The organism is Micromonospora craterilacus (assembly GCF_003236315.1).
GTDB lineage: Bacteria > Actinomycetota > Actinomycetes > Mycobacteriales > Micromonosporaceae > Micromonospora > Micromonospora craterilacus.
Window position 1 is genome coordinate 1 of sequence record NZ_POTY01000171.1, and the last position, 15,959, is coordinate 15,959.

Annotated in this window: 14 protein-coding genes; 3 read left to right on the forward strand and 11 right to left on the reverse strand. The window is 71.0% G+C overall.

Features of this window, described 5'->3' with window-relative positions:
* Window positions 1–5,561: ThuA domain-containing protein (locus C1I95_RS23275; protein ID WP_111216641.1), on the forward strand; the 5,561-nt coding region annotated here is incomplete at its 5' end.
* Between the two features lie 67 nt (window positions 5,562–5,628).
* Window positions 5,629–6,174, forward strand: coding sequence for a hypothetical protein (locus C1I95_RS23280; RefSeq protein WP_111216643.1), 546 nt, complete (start codon window positions 5,629–5,631; stop codon window positions 6,172–6,174).
* Between the two features lie 64 nt (window positions 6,175–6,238).
* Here the strand turns inward: C1I95_RS23280 and C1I95_RS23285 are convergent, their stop codons facing one another.
* The 3 genes from C1I95_RS23285 to C1I95_RS23295 are packed head-to-tail and all read right to left on the reverse strand — an operon-like array spanning window position 6,239 to window position 9,559.
* Window positions 6,239–7,189, reverse strand: coding sequence for an aldo/keto reductase (locus tag C1I95_RS23285; RefSeq protein ID WP_111216645.1), 951 nt, complete (start codon window positions 7,187–7,189; stop codon window positions 6,239–6,241).
* 19 nt (window positions 7,190–7,208) lie between these two features.
* Complete coding sequence (locus C1I95_RS23290; protein WP_111216647.1) at window positions 7,209–8,897, reverse strand: ABC-F family ATP-binding cassette domain-containing protein; 1,689 nt, start codon at window positions 8,895–8,897, stop codon at window positions 7,209–7,211.
* Window positions 8,898–8,953: 56 nt separating this feature from the next.
* Window positions 8,954–9,559 (reverse strand): class I SAM-dependent methyltransferase, encoded by a 606-nt coding sequence (locus C1I95_RS23295; protein ID WP_111216657.1) that lies wholly within the window; start codon window positions 9,557–9,559, stop codon window positions 8,954–8,956.
* Between the two features lie 129 nt (window positions 9,560–9,688).
* Here C1I95_RS23295 and C1I95_RS23300 point away from each other — a divergent pair, with 129 nt between their 5' ends.
* Window positions 9,689–10,888: a hypothetical protein gene (locus C1I95_RS23300; RefSeq protein ID WP_111216648.1), complete on the forward strand. Its 1,200-nt coding sequence runs from the start codon at window positions 9,689–9,691 to the stop codon at window positions 10,886–10,888.
* Window positions 10,889–10,915: 27 nt separating this feature from the next.
* Here C1I95_RS23300 and truA read toward each other — a convergent pair whose 3' ends face one another.
* The 8 genes from truA to infA all read right to left on the reverse strand — a co-directional run bounded on the left by truA (window position 10,916) and on the right by infA (window position 15,672).
* A complete protein-coding gene (truA, locus tag C1I95_RS23305; RefSeq protein ID WP_111216650.1) occupies window positions 10,916–11,746 on the reverse strand; it encodes a tRNA pseudouridine(38-40) synthase TruA in 831 nt (276 codons plus the stop codon).
* Window positions 11,747–11,816: 70 nt separating this feature from the next.
* Window positions 11,817–12,377: a 50S ribosomal protein L17 gene (gene rplQ, locus C1I95_RS23310; RefSeq protein ID WP_111216651.1), complete on the reverse strand. Its 561-nt coding sequence runs from the start codon at window positions 12,375–12,377 to the stop codon at window positions 11,817–11,819.
* Between the two features lie 34 nt (window positions 12,378–12,411).
* Complete coding sequence (locus C1I95_RS23315; protein ID WP_111216653.1) at window positions 12,412–13,434, reverse strand: DNA-directed RNA polymerase subunit alpha; 1,023 nt, start codon at window positions 13,432–13,434, stop codon at window positions 12,412–12,414.
* Between the two features lie 96 nt (window positions 13,435–13,530).
* Window positions 13,531–14,157: a 30S ribosomal protein S4 gene (gene rpsD / locus C1I95_RS23320; protein ID WP_111216654.1), complete on the reverse strand. Its 627-nt coding sequence runs from the start codon at window positions 14,155–14,157 to the stop codon at window positions 13,531–13,533.
* A gap of 14 nt (window positions 14,158–14,171) precedes the next feature.
* Entirely contained in the window at window positions 14,172–14,579 is a 408-nt protein-coding gene (gene rpsK, locus C1I95_RS23325) for a 30S ribosomal protein S11 (RefSeq protein WP_007073011.1), read from the reverse strand.
* A gap of 18 nt (window positions 14,580–14,597) precedes the next feature.
* Window positions 14,598–14,978 (reverse strand): 30S ribosomal protein S13, encoded by a 381-nt coding sequence (rpsM, locus tag C1I95_RS23330; protein WP_111216656.1) that lies wholly within the window; start codon window positions 14,976–14,978, stop codon window positions 14,598–14,600.
* Between the two features lie 268 nt (window positions 14,979–15,246).
* Window positions 15,247–15,360: a 50S ribosomal protein L36 gene (gene rpmJ, locus C1I95_RS23335; protein ID WP_012184307.1), complete on the reverse strand. Its 114-nt coding sequence runs from the start codon at window positions 15,358–15,360 to the stop codon at window positions 15,247–15,249.
* 90 nt (window positions 15,361–15,450) lie between these two features.
* Window positions 15,451–15,672, reverse strand: coding sequence for a translation initiation factor IF-1 (infA, locus tag C1I95_RS23340; protein ID WP_007073013.1), 222 nt, complete (start codon window positions 15,670–15,672; stop codon window positions 15,451–15,453).
* Window positions 15,673–15,959: the final 287 nt, after the last annotated feature.

Here is a 15,959-nt window from a genome sequence, read left to right on the forward strand (position 1 = left end):
GCTTCACGGTCGACGCCACCGAGGACGGCGCCGCCTTCACCGACAACAACCTCGCCCGCTACCAGGCGGTCATCTGGCTCTCCACCACCGGTGACGTCCTCAACCCGGATCAGCAGGCGGCGTTCGAGCGCTACATCCAGGCCGGCGGCGGCTACGCCGGCATCCACGCCGCCTCCGACACCGAGTACAGCTGGTCCTGGTACGGCGGGCTGGTGGGCGCGTACTTCGCCAGCCACCCGGCCAACCAGCAGGCCACGGTCAAGGTGGAGGACCCCGCCCACCCGTCCACCGCGCACCTGCCGGAGCGCTGGTCCCGGTACGACGAGTGGTACAACTACCAGTCCAACCCACGCGGCAAGGTACACGTGCTGGCCACCCTCGACGAGCGGAGCTACTCCCCCGGCGCCGGCGCGATGGGCCACGACCACCCGATCGCCTGGTGCCAGGACTACGAAGGCGGCCGGGCCTGGTACACCGGCGGCGGCCACACCAACGAGTCGTTCGCCGAGCCGGAGTTCCTCGCCCACCTGCTCGGTGGCATCCGGACCGCGGCCGGAGTGGAGGGCGCCGACTGCGGTGCCTCGCTGACCGCGAGCTTCGAGAAGGTGACGCTGGACAGCAACACCAGCAACCCGATGGAGCTGGACATCGCCGCCGACGGCCGGGTCTTCTACATCGAGCGCGACGGCCGGGTGCAGATCGTCAAGCCGGACACCGGCAACACGGTCACCGCCGTCCAGCTCGACGTCTTCACCGGCAACGAGGACGGCCTGATCGGCATCCGCCTCGACCCGAACTTCGCCAGCAACGGCTGGGTCTACCTCTACTACGCCCCGGTCGCCGGCGGCCCGCGCAACCACCTGTCCCGGTTCACCGTCACCGGTGACACCATCGACAAGGCTAGCGAGAAGGTCGTCCTCCAGGTCGACACGCAGCGCCGAACCTGCTGCCACGCGGGCGGGACGATGGTCTTCGACTCCGCCGGCAACCTCTACCTGGCCACCGGGGACAACACCAACCCGTTCGAGTCCAGCGCCTTCACCCCGATCGACGAGCGGCCGGGGCGGCAGGACTACGACGCGCAGGGCACCTCCGGCAACACCAACGACCTGCGCGGCAAGGTGATCCGGATCCACCCGGAGGACGACGGGACGTACACCATCCCGCAGGGCAACCTCTTCCCGCCGGGCACCGCGAAGACCCGTCCCGAGATCTACGGGATGGGCTTCCGGAACCCGTTCCGGATGGGTATCGACCCGGCCACCGACGTGCTCTACGTGGCCGACTACGGGCCGGACGCCAACGCGGCCAACCCCAACCGGGGCCCGGAGGGTCTGGTCGAGTGGAACATCATCGACCGGCCCGGCAACTTCGGCTGGCCGTACTGCCACGGGGCGAACCGGGCATACAACGACTACCAGTTCCCCTCCGGTCCGTCCGGCGCGAAGTTCGACTGCGACGCTCCGGTGAACGACTCGCCCAACAACACCGGTCTGACCAACCTGCCGCCGGCCATCCCGGCCACCGTCGACTACGGCTACGCCGGCAACCCGCTCTTTCCTGAGATCGGTGGCGGCGGCGCGCCGATGGGCGGCCCGGTCTACCGGTACGACGCCGACCTCGCCTCGGACCGCAAGTGGCCGGCGTACTACGACGGCAAGGCCATGTTCGGCGAGTGGAACCAGTCGCGGATGTACACCATGCAGGTCACCCGGGACGGCAAGTCCCTGGTGGACATCAACCGCCTGCTGGCGGACATGACCTTCATCCGGCCGATGGACTTCGAGTTCGGCCCCGACGGCGCGCTGTACCTGATCGAGTGGGGCAGCGGCTTCGGCGGCAACAACGACAACTCCGGCGTCTACCGGATCGACTACATCGCCGGTGACCGGGCGCCGATCGCGGTGGCCAGCGCCGAGCCGACCTCCGGGTCGGCGCCACTGCGGGTGAACTTCTCCAGCACCGGTTCCCGCGACCCCGACGGCGGCATCCTGACCTACGCCTGGACGTTCGGTGACGGGCAGACCTCCACCGAGGCCAGCCCGGTGCACACCTACGCCGAGGCGGGCAACTACAACGCCCAGCTCACCGTGACCAACCCCAAGGGTCGGACCGCGGTGGCCAACGTCCGGGTCACCGTCGGCAACACCGCGCCGACCGTCACCATCGAGTTCCCGCCGGACGGTGGCTTCTTCAACTGGGGTGACCAGGTCAAGTACACGATCAAGGTGACCGACCCGGAGGACGGGGAGATCGACTGCGACCGGGTACACCTCCAGGTCCTCCTCGGCCACGACGAGCACGCCCACCCGCTGGAGCAGCACACCGGCTGCACCGGCGTGGTGCAGACCCAGCTCGCCGCCGGGCACGGCGCGGAGGCGAACGTCTTCACCGTGCTGGAGGCGACCTACACCGACAAGGGCGGGGTCGGCGGCGCCGAGCCGCTCACCGGACGCGTGCTGGAGATCCTGCAGCCCAAGCGGAAGGAGGCCGAGTACTACTCGGCCACCGGCCGGGTGGCGGACAGCACCGGCGGCGGCGACCCGGGGGTGGGCAAGGAGACCACCGGGGACACCGCCGGCGGCGGCCAGAACATCGGCTGGATCGAGGACGGCGACTGGTGGTCGGTCGACCCGGCGAGCCTGACCGGCATCGACGCGATCCGGTTCCGGGCCGCCTCCGCCACCACCGGCGGCCGGCTGGAGGTCCGGGCCGGTGCCCCCGACGGCCCGCTGGTCACCTCGGTCAACGTGCCCAGCACCGGGGATTGGCAGACGTACACCGACGTCACCGCGCAGGTGCCGGCGAACGCCGACTCCCACGGGTCGCTGTACTTCCTGGCCCGGGACCCGGCCGGCGGGGCCGGGAGCCTGTTCAACGTCAACTGGATGGACTTCCTCGGCAAGGGTGTCACCGACAACGCGCCACCGGTGGTGACCGCGACGGCCACCCCGACCACCGGCACCGCGCCGGTCACGGTGGCCTTCTCGGGTACGGCCACCGACGCCGAGGACGACACCCCGTTCACGTACGCCTGGGACTTCGGTGACGGCGGTACGGCGAACACGCTGAACGCCAGCCACACGTACACCGTCCCGGGTACCTTCACCGCCACCCTGACGGTGACCGACAAGCGGGGTGCGAAGGCGTACGCCACCGTCCAGGTGAAGGTGGACGCGCCGAACACCTCCTGCTTCGGGGCCCGCTCGGACGACTTCGCCGGCAACACCCTCGACCGCAACCGGTGGAGTGTGGTGCGGGAGAACCAGTTCCTGTCGGTCTCCGGCGGGGCGCTGCGCCTGCCCACGTCGGTCGGTGACCTCTACGGCAACCGCAACGATGCCACCAACCTGGTGCTCCAGCCGGCGCCCTCGGGTGCCTGGCAGGCCACCACCAAGGTCACTCTCCCGGTGACCGCCAACTACCAGCAGGCTGGCCTGCTGGTCTACGGCGACGACGAGAACTACGCCAAGCTGGACCTGCTCTACAACGGCAGCCGGCGGGTGGAGTTCATCCGGGAGACTGCGGGCACGCCACGCAACGAGGGTGCCGACAGTGCCGCCGCACCGGCGGGTGACACCATCCACCTGCGGGTGATCAGCGACGGCACGAACCTGACTGCGGCGATGTCGGCCGACGGTCAGAACTTCACCCCGGTCGGCCGGTCCGCCGCGCTGGCCGGCATCACGAATCCACGGATCGGCCTGTTCGCCCTCAACGGGGGCACCGACGCCCCCGTCGTCGAGGCGGCGTTCGACTGGTTCCAGGTGACCCCGGACGTCCCGGCCGAGCCGATCGCCCCGTCGGACGAGTTCACCGGTGACACGCTGGACAAGTGCCGGTGGAACGCGATCGTCCGGGAGGACCCGACCGCCTACCGGGTGACTGGCGGGTCGCTGCGGATCGACGTGCCGAACGGTGACATCTACGGCACCGGCAACTCCGGGCCGACGAACTTCATCCTCCAGAACGCGCCGAGCGGCGACTGGACCCTGGAGACGAAGGTCGACGGCAGCCTGCTGAACGAGCAGTACCAGCAGGCCGGGCTGATCGTGTACGCCGACGACGACAACTACCTGAAGTTCGACTACATCGTGGACAACCAGGCCGGCCAGCCGGTGTCGCGGCGGATCGAGTTCCGCAGTGAGATCGGCGGGGCGGTGCAGGACCCGCAGCCACAGGCGGGGAACCTGACCACGGCGGTGTGGCACCTGCGGCTGGCCCGCAGCGGCAACACCTACACCGCGTCGTACTCGGCGGACGGCACGACCTGGACGGCGCTGCCGGCGCTGACCAATGCGGCGGTCGGGGCGACTCCGAAGGTGGGTCTGTTCACGCTGGGTGCCAACCAGACCGCGTCGAAGGCGGCGTCGTTCGACTACTTCCGGCTCTCCACCCAGGCCGTCGACAACACCGCCCCGGTGACCACCGCTCAGGTGTCCGGCACGCCGGTCGAGGGCTGGCACACCGGACCGGTCACCGTCACGCTGTCCGCCACCGATGAGGATGGCGGCAGCGGGGTGGCCCGGACCGAGTACCAGCTCGGCGGGGCCACCACCTGGACCGCCTACGCCGGACCGGTGCCGGTGAGCGGGGACGGCTCGCACGAGCTGCGGTTCCGGTCCGTCGACGAGGCCGGCAACGTGGAGGCGACGAAGACGGTCACCGTCAAGATCGACGCCACCGCACCGGTCAGCACCGCGGCGTTCGCCCCGGCGAACGACGAGGGCTGGCACAACGGCACCGTTCCGGTGGTGCTCGCCTCGACCGACGCCGGCTCCGGGGTGAAGCTGCTGGAGTGGGCGCTGGACGGCGGCGCTTGGACGCCGTACACCGAACCGATCGAGATCAGCGGTGACGGGGCCCACGAGTTGCTCTACCGGGCCACCGACACCGCGGGCAACGCCGAGACGCTGAAGTCGGCGGTGGTGCGGATCGACGGCACGAAGCCGACCCTGCTGGTCTCCGGCATCGCCGACGGCCAGCTTTACGGCGACAGCCAGGACGTTCGGGTGTCCTGGCAGGCGGTCGACCCGACCTCGGGCATCGCCACCGTGGTCGGCAAGCTCAACGGCCAGGCGTACGCCAACGGCACGCTCCAGGCGATGTACGAGCTGCCGCTGGGCCTGCACGAGCTGACCGTGACCGCGACCGACAAGGCGGGCAACTCCACCTCCACGTCGATCCGGTTCTTCGTCACCACCTCGTTCCGGGACATGCAGAACCTGCTGGACCGGTTCAAGGCGACGGGGCGCCTGCCGAACAAGGCGTACGACCAGCTGTCGAAGCAGTTGGAGAAGGTCCGCAAGGAGGAGGCGAAGGGCAAGGACGACAAGGCGATCAAGGAACTCGTCAAGTTCCGCGACCTCGCCAGCGACGCCAAGCTGGTCGCCGAGGCGGAGATCCGGGACGTGCTGGTCCGGGACGCCGACGCCATGATCGTCCGGCTCGGCGGTACGGCCAGCAAGGCGGGCGTACGGGCCAACGACGGCGGGTCGGTGGCCGGTGCCGGCCGGCTCGACGACGATCCCACCCGTCTCGCACCGGGCCGTCGCCTGTGATCCCCGGGGCCCCGTCCGGCACCGCCGGGCGGGGCCCCACCAGCCTCAGTGAGGAGGGCATCCAAGGATGCGTACCCGGAAGGCGGTCGCCGCCGTGTTCGCCGGACTGCTCCTGGCGGTCCTCGCCGCAACCCCGGCGGCAGCGCACGGCGACAAGCTCAAGTTGACGGTGGCCGGTGACGGGGCCGACGGGGTGACCATCCAGGCGGTGTACGCCGACGGACACCGCCTGGACAAGCTGGTCCGGTTGACCCTCACCGCCTCCGGTCCACAGGGCCGTACGGTCGGCCCGCTGCAACTGGAACCGGCGGCCGAGGGGCAGGGCTTCTACAGCACCGGCCCGATCCTGTCGCCCGGCTCCTGGAAGCTGCGGGTGACCGCGCCGGCACCGCACGTCGGCGTGGCAACGGCCGAGGTGGAGGCCCGCCCGGCGCAGACCCCGTCGCTGGCTCCGGTCGCCGATACCCGGGACTCGCCGTCGGCGCAGGCGGACCGGTCCGCCGGCAACGGCGACGCACCGGAATGGTGGTGGGCGGTCGCGGTCGGCGTGGCCGTGCTCGTCGTCGTGGCGCTGACCGCGCCGCTGCTGGGCCGACGCCGCAACCCGTCGTAGGCCCGGCCGCACCGTAGCGGCCCGGCATCCACCGTTCCCACGGCGGGTGCCGGGCCGTTCGGCGTTACCGGTCGAGCACCGCGCGCAGCGCCTTGAGGTCCTCGGCGGTGGGCTGCCAGGCACCCGCCTCGGCGTTGGCGCGCACCTGCTCGGGCGTGGTGGCACCAGCGATCACCGAGGTCACCGCCGGCTGGGCGGCCAGCCCGCCGATCGCCACATGCAGCATGGACACCCCGCGCTCGGCGGCGTACGCCTCGATCGCCTCGATGGTGTCCCAGTCGGCGGCGGCCAGGCGCTGGGCGTACCGGCCGCCACCGGCGAGCCGGCTGCCCGCGGGCGGTGCCTCGCCGCGCTGGTACTTGCCGGTGAGCAGCCCGTTGGCCAGCGGGAAGAACGGCAGCAGGCCGAGGCCGAACCGCTCGCACGCGGGCAGCACCTCGATCTCGGCGTCCCGGTTGAGCAGGCTGTAGTGGTTCTGCGCGCTGATGAACCGGGTCAGGCCCCGGGTCTTCGCGGTCCATTCGGAGTCGGCGATCTGCCAGCCGGCGAAGTTGGAGTTGCCCAGGTAGCGCACCTTGCCGGCGCGGACCAGGTCGTCCAGGGCGGAGAGCGTCTCGTCGATCGGGGTGCCCGGGTCGGGCTCGTGGAACTGGTACAGGTCGATGTAGTCGGTGTCCAGTCGGCGCAGCGACGCCTCGACCGCGCGGATCACGTACCGCCGCGAGCCGCGTACCCCGAAGTCGCGGCCGTTGCCGCCGCCCATCGACATGCCGAACTTGGTCGCCACCACCACGTCGTCCCGGCGTCCCTTGAGGGCCGCGCCGAGCTGTGCCTCCGACGCCCCGTGCGGCTCGCCGTAGATGTCGGCGCTGTCGAAGAAGTTGATCCCGACGTCGAGGGCGGCGTCGACCACCGCGCGGGTGCCGTCGAGGTCGAGCTTGCGGCCGAAGTTGTTGCAGCCGATCCCCACGACCGACACCACGAGCCCGGAGTCGCCCAGCCGGCGATAGGTCATCTCAGTCACGAGATCAACCCTATGCCGATCGCCCGACCTCCCACACCGGCTCGGGCGTCTCCACCACCTCACCGTCACCGCGGAACAACAGGAACCGGTCGAAGCTCCGGGTGAACCAGCGGTCGTGGGTCACCGCCACCACCGTGCCGGAGAACGCCGCGAGCCCGGCCTCCAGCGCCTCGGCCGAGGCCAGGTCGAGGTTGTCCGTCGGCTCGTCGAGCAGCAGCATGGTCGCCCCGGAAAGCTCCAGCAGCAGCACCAGGAAACGGGCCTGCTGCCCGCCCGAGAGGGTGCCGAACCGCTGGTCGCCCTGCCCGGCCAGCTCGTACCGGCTGAGCGCGGCCATCGCCGCGTGCCGGTCCATGCCGGCCCGGTGCTCGTCACCCCGCCAGAGGATCTCGACCAGGGTCTTCGCCATCAGCTCCGGCCGGTCGTGGGTCTGCGAGAAGTGGCCGGGCCGGACCCGCGCGCCGAGCCGGGCCACCCCGTCGTGCGCCACCGGCACGAGCGCCGCCCCGGCGTCGACCGGGCCGTTCGCCGGATCCGGATCCGTCCCACCACGCGCCAGCAGTCGCAGGAAGTGCGACTTGCCGGTGCCGTTGGCACCGAGCACCGCGACCCGGTCGCCGTACCACACCTCCAGGTCGAACGGGTAGGTCAGGCCGTCGAGCTCCAGCTGCTCGCAGACCAGCGCACGCTTGCCGGTCCGCCCGCCGGTCAGCCGCATCCGGATGTCCTGGTCCTTCGGCGGTACGGGCGGCGGCCCGGCCTCCTCGAACTTACGCAGCCGGGTCTGCGCGGCCTGATACCGCGAGGCCATTCCCGAGTTGTACGCGGCCTTCTGCTTGTACATCAGCATCAGCTCGCGCAGCTTCTCGTGCTCCTCGTCCCACCGCTTGCGCAGCTCGTCGAGGCGGTCGTGCCGGGCCACCCGGGCCGCGTGCCAGCTGGCGAAGCCACCCGGGTGCACCCAGGCGCTGCCGCCCTCCACGGCGACCACCCGGTCGGCGGTGTGCGCCAACAGTTCCCGGTCGTGCGAGACGTAGAGCACCGACTTGCCGGATTCCCTCAGTCGCGCCTCCAGCCAGCGCTTGCCGGGCACGTCGAGGAAGTTGTCCGGCTCGTCGAGCAGCAGCACCTCGTCGGGGCCGCGCAGCAGCAGTTCGAGCGCGAAGCGTTTCTGCTGCCCACCGGAGAGGGTGCGGACCGGCCGCTGCCGGGCGGCGTCCCAGGGCAGGTCGAGGACGATGGTGGCGACGGTGTCGAAGAGCACCTCGGCGTCGTACCCGCCGGTTTCGCCCCAGGCAGCGAGGGAGTCCGCGTACGCCAGCTGGGCCTTGCCGGCGGCGGTGCTGTACTTGCCGCGCAGCTCGGCCGCCCGCATCGCCGCCTCGGTCTCCGCCAGCCGGCGGCCGGCGTCGCGCAGCGCCGGCGGGGCCAGCGACAGCGCCAGGTCGGCGAGCGTCGACTCGTCGCCGATCATGCCGATGAACTGGCGCATCACGCCCAACCCGCCGGTACGCGCGATCGCGCCGGTCGGTGCCGGCAGGTCACCGGCGACCATCCGCAGCAGCGTCGTCTTGCCGGCGCCGTTCGGCCCGACCAGCGCCACCTTGGCACCCTCGCCGACCCGGAACGACACGTCGGTGAAGAGTTCCCGCCCGTCCGGCAGGACGTATCCGACCGCCGCCACGTCCACGTATCCCACGCGGGCATCCTGCCGGAGCCCGGCCAGCCGGCCAACCGATTACCGGGCCGAGGGGGTCACCGGGTGACGCGGAGCACCCGGAAGCCCTTCTGGCTGGCGTGCCGCCCGACCTGCCAGCCCTGCTCGACCAGCCAGCGGTGCAGCGAGTCGCCGCCGAGGTGCCGGGCCACCACCAGCCAGGCCACCCCGTCCGGAGCCAGCCGGGGCAGCCAGGTCCGGAGCAACTGGTGCAGATCGTCCTTGCCGACGCGGATCGGCGGGTTCGACCAGATCTGGGCGAAGTCGAGGTCGGCGGGCACCTCCTCGGGTGCCGCCACCCGCACCCGGTCACCGACGCCGAGCCGGGCCGCGTTCGCGGCGGTGAGTTCCCGCGCCCGCTCGTTGACGTCCACCGCCCAGACGTTCGCTGCGGGCGCGACGGTCGCCAGCACGCCGGTGATCGGGCCGAAGCCGCAGCCGAGGTCGAGCAGCGCGCCGGTGGTGGCGGGGCCCGGCGGTTCGGCCTTGCGCAGCAAGACGGCGGTGCCGGGGTCGAGGCGGGTCGCCGAGAAGACCCCGCTCGCGGAGGCCAGGGCGTACTCGCGGCCGGCGACGGTGAACCGCACCTCGCGTGGCTGGGCGGGTGCGCTGGGTTCGGCGGTGAAGTAGTGGTCCCCGGTCACGCCGGCCATTCTCGCATCGGGCCGGATCCGCCCGACGGGACGGGAGTGGCAGGGGCGAGACGACACGATGGACGCCGGGTTTTTCCGAAATTACCTACTAAAGGGATAAACATCCCTACCCTGAACGGCATGGTGTATCGGTACGACTCCGATGAGGACCCGTACGTCCAGTACCGGCCGGGCGAGCCCGACGGACAGACACCCACGACCGGCCCGCCACCGCCGGCCGGGCCGTCCCCGTCGCGCTTCCCCACGCCGTCGCTGCCGCGCCCCAACCAGATCGTGGTGCCCTCGGCGACACCGGCCGCCGCGCCGCCTCCCGCACCGCCGCAGGAGCCGGTACCGCGGTACGAGCCGACACCGCCCTACGAGCCGGCACCGCCGTACGAGCCGGTCGGGGCCGGCCCGGCGGCACCGCGGGGACCGGTACCGCGGTACGAGCCGGCACCGCCGTACGAGCCGGCACCGCATGAGCCGCCGCCGCCGTACGAACTGGTGTCGGCCGCGCCGCACGAGCCCACCACTGTCGCGCCGCCACCACGGCGGGGTGGTGGCCGGGCCTGGCAGGTGCTGATCGGGGCTGCCGCCGTGCTGGTGCTGCTCGCCATGGGCGGCCTCGCCGCCGCCGCGCTGTTCGACGGAAGGCAGCTGACCGGCCAGCAGGCGGCGCCCAGCGTCGCGCCGGAGACCACCCGCAGCATCACGCCCGCCGACGCCAGCGTGCTCGACTCCCGGGACACCGACCAGGCGCCGCTGACCGCCCGTGAGGTCTTCCCCGGCGACCGGCTGGCCGTCGGTGACGGCCGGTCCGGGTACGAGGTGCTGCGCAGCCAGTCCAGCGCCAGTTGCGCGGTGGCCGCCACCGACGAGATCGGGGACCTGCTGGTTCGGCTCGGCTGCAACCAGGCCGTGCGGGCCACCCTGCGCGCGCCCGACGGGGAACATCTGGTCACCGCGGGGCTGTTCAACCTGGCCGACCGGTCCAGCGCCGAGCGGGCCCGGGATCGGATCCGCCAGTTGCTCGACGAGCGGCAGGGCCGGTTCCGTGGCATGGCCGCGGGCGACGGGACCGAGGTCATCGCCACCGCCCCGGCCCGGGTCGGCTGGCAGGTACGCGGCCACTACCTCGCGTACGCCGTGGTGGCCCGCGCCGACGGCGCGACGATCCGCTCCGGCGACACCACCGTCCGCGAAATCCTCTTCGACATGCTCGAACTGCACCTGAACCAAGGGGTGCTGGAGCGGCGGGCCGACGGCGGGACGGCCAGCCAGCCGACCGTAGGGCCCAGCGACCGGACCGGCAGCCAGGGCGAGTCCACCAGGGACTGACCGACGCTCGCCGGCCGGTCGAGGCGGTCAGGCGTCGGCCGGCACCCGCAGCCGTCGGGTCGCCTCGGCCCGGCGGGCGTACTCGGCGGGATCGTCCGGGTAGCCGACCGCCACCAGGGTCAGCCCGTGCGCCGGCGCCACGGTCACCTCACTGGACCGCTCCCGGCGGGTGAGCAGGCCGGCCGGCCAGACCACCGGCCGGCGCCCGTCCCCCGCGACCAGCATCGCGCCGACCAGGCTGCGCACCATCGCCTGGCAGAACGCGTCGGCCTGCACCGTGGCGACCAGGATTCCGTCGGCATCCCGCCGCCAGTCCAGCCGGGTCACCTCCCGCAGCGTGGTGGCGTTCTCCTTGCGCCGGCAGTACGCGGCGAAGTCGTGCTCCCCCACCAGGCCGGCCGCGGCGGCACCGAGCCGGTCGAGATCGAGCGGGCGGGGCCAGGCCAGGATCTCGTGCCGGCGCAGCGGATCGGCGCCCCACGCGGCGTCGGTGACCCGGTACTCGTAACGCCGGAAGGTGGCCGAGAAGCGGGCGTCGAAGGTGGCCGGTACCGCGCCCATCGCCCGGATCCGCACGTCGCCGGGGAGCAGTCGGGCCAGCCGGCGCAGCAGCCCGCCCTCATGCGCCGTCCAGACCTCGGTGGGCAGATCGAGGTGGCAGACCTGCCCGGTGGCGTGCACCCCGGCGTCGGTGCGACCGGCCACGGTCAGCCCGCTCGCGGTGCCGTTGCCGAGCACCAGATCCAGCGCCTCGACCAGCACCCCGGCGACCGTACGCCGGTCCGGCTGGGCCGCCCAGCCGGAGAAGTCCGTGCCGTCGTACGCGACGTCCAGGCGCAGCCGGGTCCGCTCGTCCACCTCGTACCTCCGTAAACGCCGTCGGGCCCGGCACCTCAGGGGTGCCGGGCCCGACGATGGTTGCCTCTGGTCAGGCCTTGTTCTCGGTGGCCTCGTCGCTGTCCTCGCGGGCGGCGGCGGTGTCACCGGACGCCGACACCGGCGCGTCGGAGTCCTGGTCGGCCTGGGCCGACGCCGGGGTCTCCTCGGCCGGGGCGAGCGCCTCGACCTTGTCCTGCTGGGCAGCGGCCTTGCGAGCGGCGGTCTTCTTGTTCGCCTTCGGCTCGGTGACCTGCAACTCCTCGACCAGCTCGATGATCGCCATCGGCGCGTTGTCGCCCTTGCGCGGACCGGTCTTCACGATCCGGGTGTAGCCACCCTGACGGTTGGCGTACCGCGGCGCGATCTGGTCGAACAGGCCGTAGACCACGTCCTTGTCCTTCACGACGCCCGCCACCCGCCGGCGCGAGGCGAGGTCGCCCCGCTTGGCCTTGGTGATGAGCTGCTCGGCGAGCGGACGCAGCCGCCGGGCCTTGGTCTCGGTGGTCTTGATCTTGCCGTGCTGGAACAGCGCGGTGGCCAGGTTGGCCAGCATCAGCCGCTCGTGCGCGGGGCTGCCGCCGAGGCGGGGGCCCTTGGTGGGCGTGGGCATGCTTGGTGCTCCTCAGGTGTGGCGGCAGCGCGGACTAGAGCTGCTCGGTCTCGCGGTAGTCGTCGGTGTCGTAGTCGGCCTCACCGAAGCTGTCCACGACGTGCGCCGGGTCGAAGTTCGGAGCCGAGTCCTTCAGCCCCAGACCCATCCCGGCGAGCTTCATCTTGACCTCGTCGATCGACTTCTGACCGAAGTTGCGGATGTCGAGGAGGTCGGCCTCGGTACGCCCGATGAGCTCACCAACGGAGTTGATGCCCTCGCGCTTGAGGCAGTTGTAGGAGCGGACGGTCAGGTCCAGCTCCTCGATCGGCAGGGCCAGGTCCGCCGCCAGCTGCGCGTCCTGCGGCGACGGGCCGATGTCGATGCCCTCCGCCGTCTCGTCCAGCTCCCGGGCCAGCCCGAACAGCTCCACCAGCGTCGAACCGGCCGAGGCCAGCGCGGTACGCGGGCCCATCGACGGCTTGGTCTCGACGTCGATGATCAGCCGGTCGAAGTCGGTCCGCTGCTCGACACGGGTCGCCTCGACGCGGTACGTCACCTTGAGCACCGGCGAGTAGATCGAGTCGACCGGGATCCGGCCGATCTCCGCACCCGCCTGCTTGTTCTGCGCCGCCGTGACGTAGCCCCGACCCCGCTCGACGGTCAGCTCCATGTCGAGCCGGCCCTTGCCGTTGAGGGTGGCGAGCTTCAGGTCTGGGTTGTGCACCGAGACACCGGCCGGGGGCTGGATGTCACCGGCGGTCACGTCACCCGGGCCCTGCTTGCGCAGGTACATGCTGACCGGCTCGTCGTGCTCGGAGCTGACGCACAGCTCCTTGATGTTCATGACGAGCTCGACCACGTCCTCCTTGACCCCGGGGATCGTGGTGAACTCGTGCAGCACACCGTCGATCTTGATCGAGGTGACCGCCGCACCCGGGATGGACGACAGCAGCGTACGCCGCAGCGAGTTGCCCAGGGTGTAGCCGAAGCCCGGCTCCAGCGGCTCGATGGTGAACCGGGACCGGGTCTCGTTGATCGACTCCTCGGAGAGGGTCGGTCGCTGGCTGATGAGCATGTCTTCTCTTCTCTTCCGGGGCGCCCGCTATATGACGCCCACGACACAAGTGTTCCGGTGGCCCGCCCTCGCGAGGCGGGCCACCGCAACGAGCCCTTACTTGGAGTAGAGCTCGACGATCAGCTGCTCCTGAACCTGGGTGTCGATCACCTGGCGGCTCGGAAGCGAGTGCACGAGGATCTTCATCTGGCTCGGGATGGCCTCCAGCCACGCCGGAACGGTCCGCGAGCCGGCCTCACCCTGCGCCACCAGGAACGGGGTGAGTTCCTTGCTCTTGGCACGCACCTCGATGATGTCGTGCTCCTTGACCCGGAACGACGGGATGTCGACCTTCTTGCCGTTCACCGTGAAGTGACCGTGCTTGACCAGCTGACGGGCCATGTCCCGGGACTTGGCGTAGCCAGCCCGGTAGACCACGTTGTCCAGCCGCGACTCGAGGATCTGCAGGAGGACCTCACCGGTCTTGGCCTGCTTGGCCACGGCCTCCTCGTAGTAACCGCGGAACTGCTTCTCCAGCACGCCGTAGACGCGGCGGGCCTTCTGCTTCTCACGGAGCTGGAGCAGGTACTCCGTCTCCTTGGTGCGGCCGCGGCCGTGCTGCCCGGGCGGGAACGGCCGGGACTCGAACGGGCACTTCGGGCCATCGCACTTGCTGCCCTTGAGGAACAGCTTCATCTTCTCCCGCCGGCAACGGCGGCAGTCAGCACCGGTGTAACGAGCCATCTCTCTCTAACCTCTCAGACCCGGCGACGCTTCGGCGGACGGCATCCGTTGTGCGGCTGCGGGGTGACGTCGGAGATCTGCCCGACCTCCAGGCCCACCGCCTGCAGCGAACGGATGGCGGTCTCCCGGCCGGAGCCGGGGCCCTTGACAAACACGTCGACCTTGCGCATGCCGTGCTCCATGGCCCGACGCGCGGCGGCCTCGGCGGCCAGCTGCGCGGCGAACGGGGTCGACTTGCGGGAGCCCTTGAAGCCGACCTGGCCCGCGGAGGCCCAGGAGATGACGGCACCGGTTGGGTCCGTGATGGACACGATGGTGTTGTTGAAGGTGCTCTTGATGTGCGCCTGCCCGTGGGCGACGTTCTTGCGTTCCTTGCGCCGGACCTTCTTGACAGCGGCTCCGGCACGAGCCTTCGGTGGCATAAGTCTGTGCGCTCCTAATTACTTCTTGCCGGGCTTCTTCTTGCCGGCGACCGTCCGCTTCGGGCCCTTGCGGGTCCGCGCGTTGGTACGGGTCCGCTGGCCACGAACGGGCAGGCCCCGGCGGTGCCGGATGCCCTCGTAGCAGCCGATCTCGACCTTGCGGCGGATGTCAGCGGCGACCTCGCGGCGCAGGTCACCTTCAACCTTGTAGTTGCCCTCAATGTGGTCACGGAGCTGAACCAGCTCCTCGTCCGTGAGGTCCCGGGCGCGCTTGTCCGGCGAGATGCCGGTGGCAGCGAGCGTCTCCAGGGCGCGGGTGCGACCCACGCCGAAGATGTAGGTGAGCGCAATCTCCAGCCGCTTCTCGCGGGGGAGATCAACGCCGACTAGACGTGCCATGTGCGGGCGTGCTCCTTGTGGTGTGCTGCGGAGGTGTGGACCCGTCCCACCCCGCTACCGACCATCCCGTCTTTCCGGCGCGAGTCTGCGCCGGCGACCGGGATCGGCCGCTGCCCGAGCGGGCCCCGGCCTCCGACCGGGGGTCAACCACGAGAGAGTACGCGCTGCGCACCGCTCGCGGCTGGGACGAGCATGTGTGATGTGTTGTCTGGATCTGCGAGCCGGATTCGCTCGGCCGACCGTCGGTTGCCCGGTCGGTCGTAACGGTTCAGCCCTGGCGCTGCTTGTGGCGCGGGTCGGTGCAGATGACCATGACCCGGCCGTGCCGGCGGATCACCCGGCACTTGTTGCAGATCCTCTTGACGCTCGGCTTGACCTTCACGGTTGCCTTACTTCCCATCTGGCCCGGCGTCACGAGCTGCGACACCGGACGTCGAAGACGGACACGGGACGTTCCCGGCCGCCGTCAGGCTTACTTGTAGCGGTAGACGATGCGCCCGCGGGTCAGGTCGTACGGCGAGAGCTCGACGACGACCCGATCCTCCGGCAGGATGCGGATGTAGTGCTGCCGCATCTTGCCGCTGATGTGAGCCAGCACCTTGTGGCCGTTGGCGAGCTCCACCCGGAACATGGCGTTCGGCAGGGGCTCGATTACCCGACCTTCGATCTCGATGGCTCCGTCTTTTTTCGGCATGTCCTCCGCTGTCCTGACGTCGGTTGCTCCGGACGGCTCACAACGTCTTACACGGGGTGCCTGATCAAGATCAGATTTCCCGCGCCAGCCGCGGCCCCGCGTCCCACCGAAGCGCTTGGTGGGCATGGCGGAGTGGACGCTGTGCGCCGATCAGAAAGTGTACGCCCGCCTGCACGCCGTCGCCAAACCGACCGGCGGCACGCCGCCGACGAGCCGGGTAAACGGGACTTTCAGCCCAGGTTGCCCCGGTCCGGGCGTCGCACCTGCTCACCCGAACCCGCCTCGGT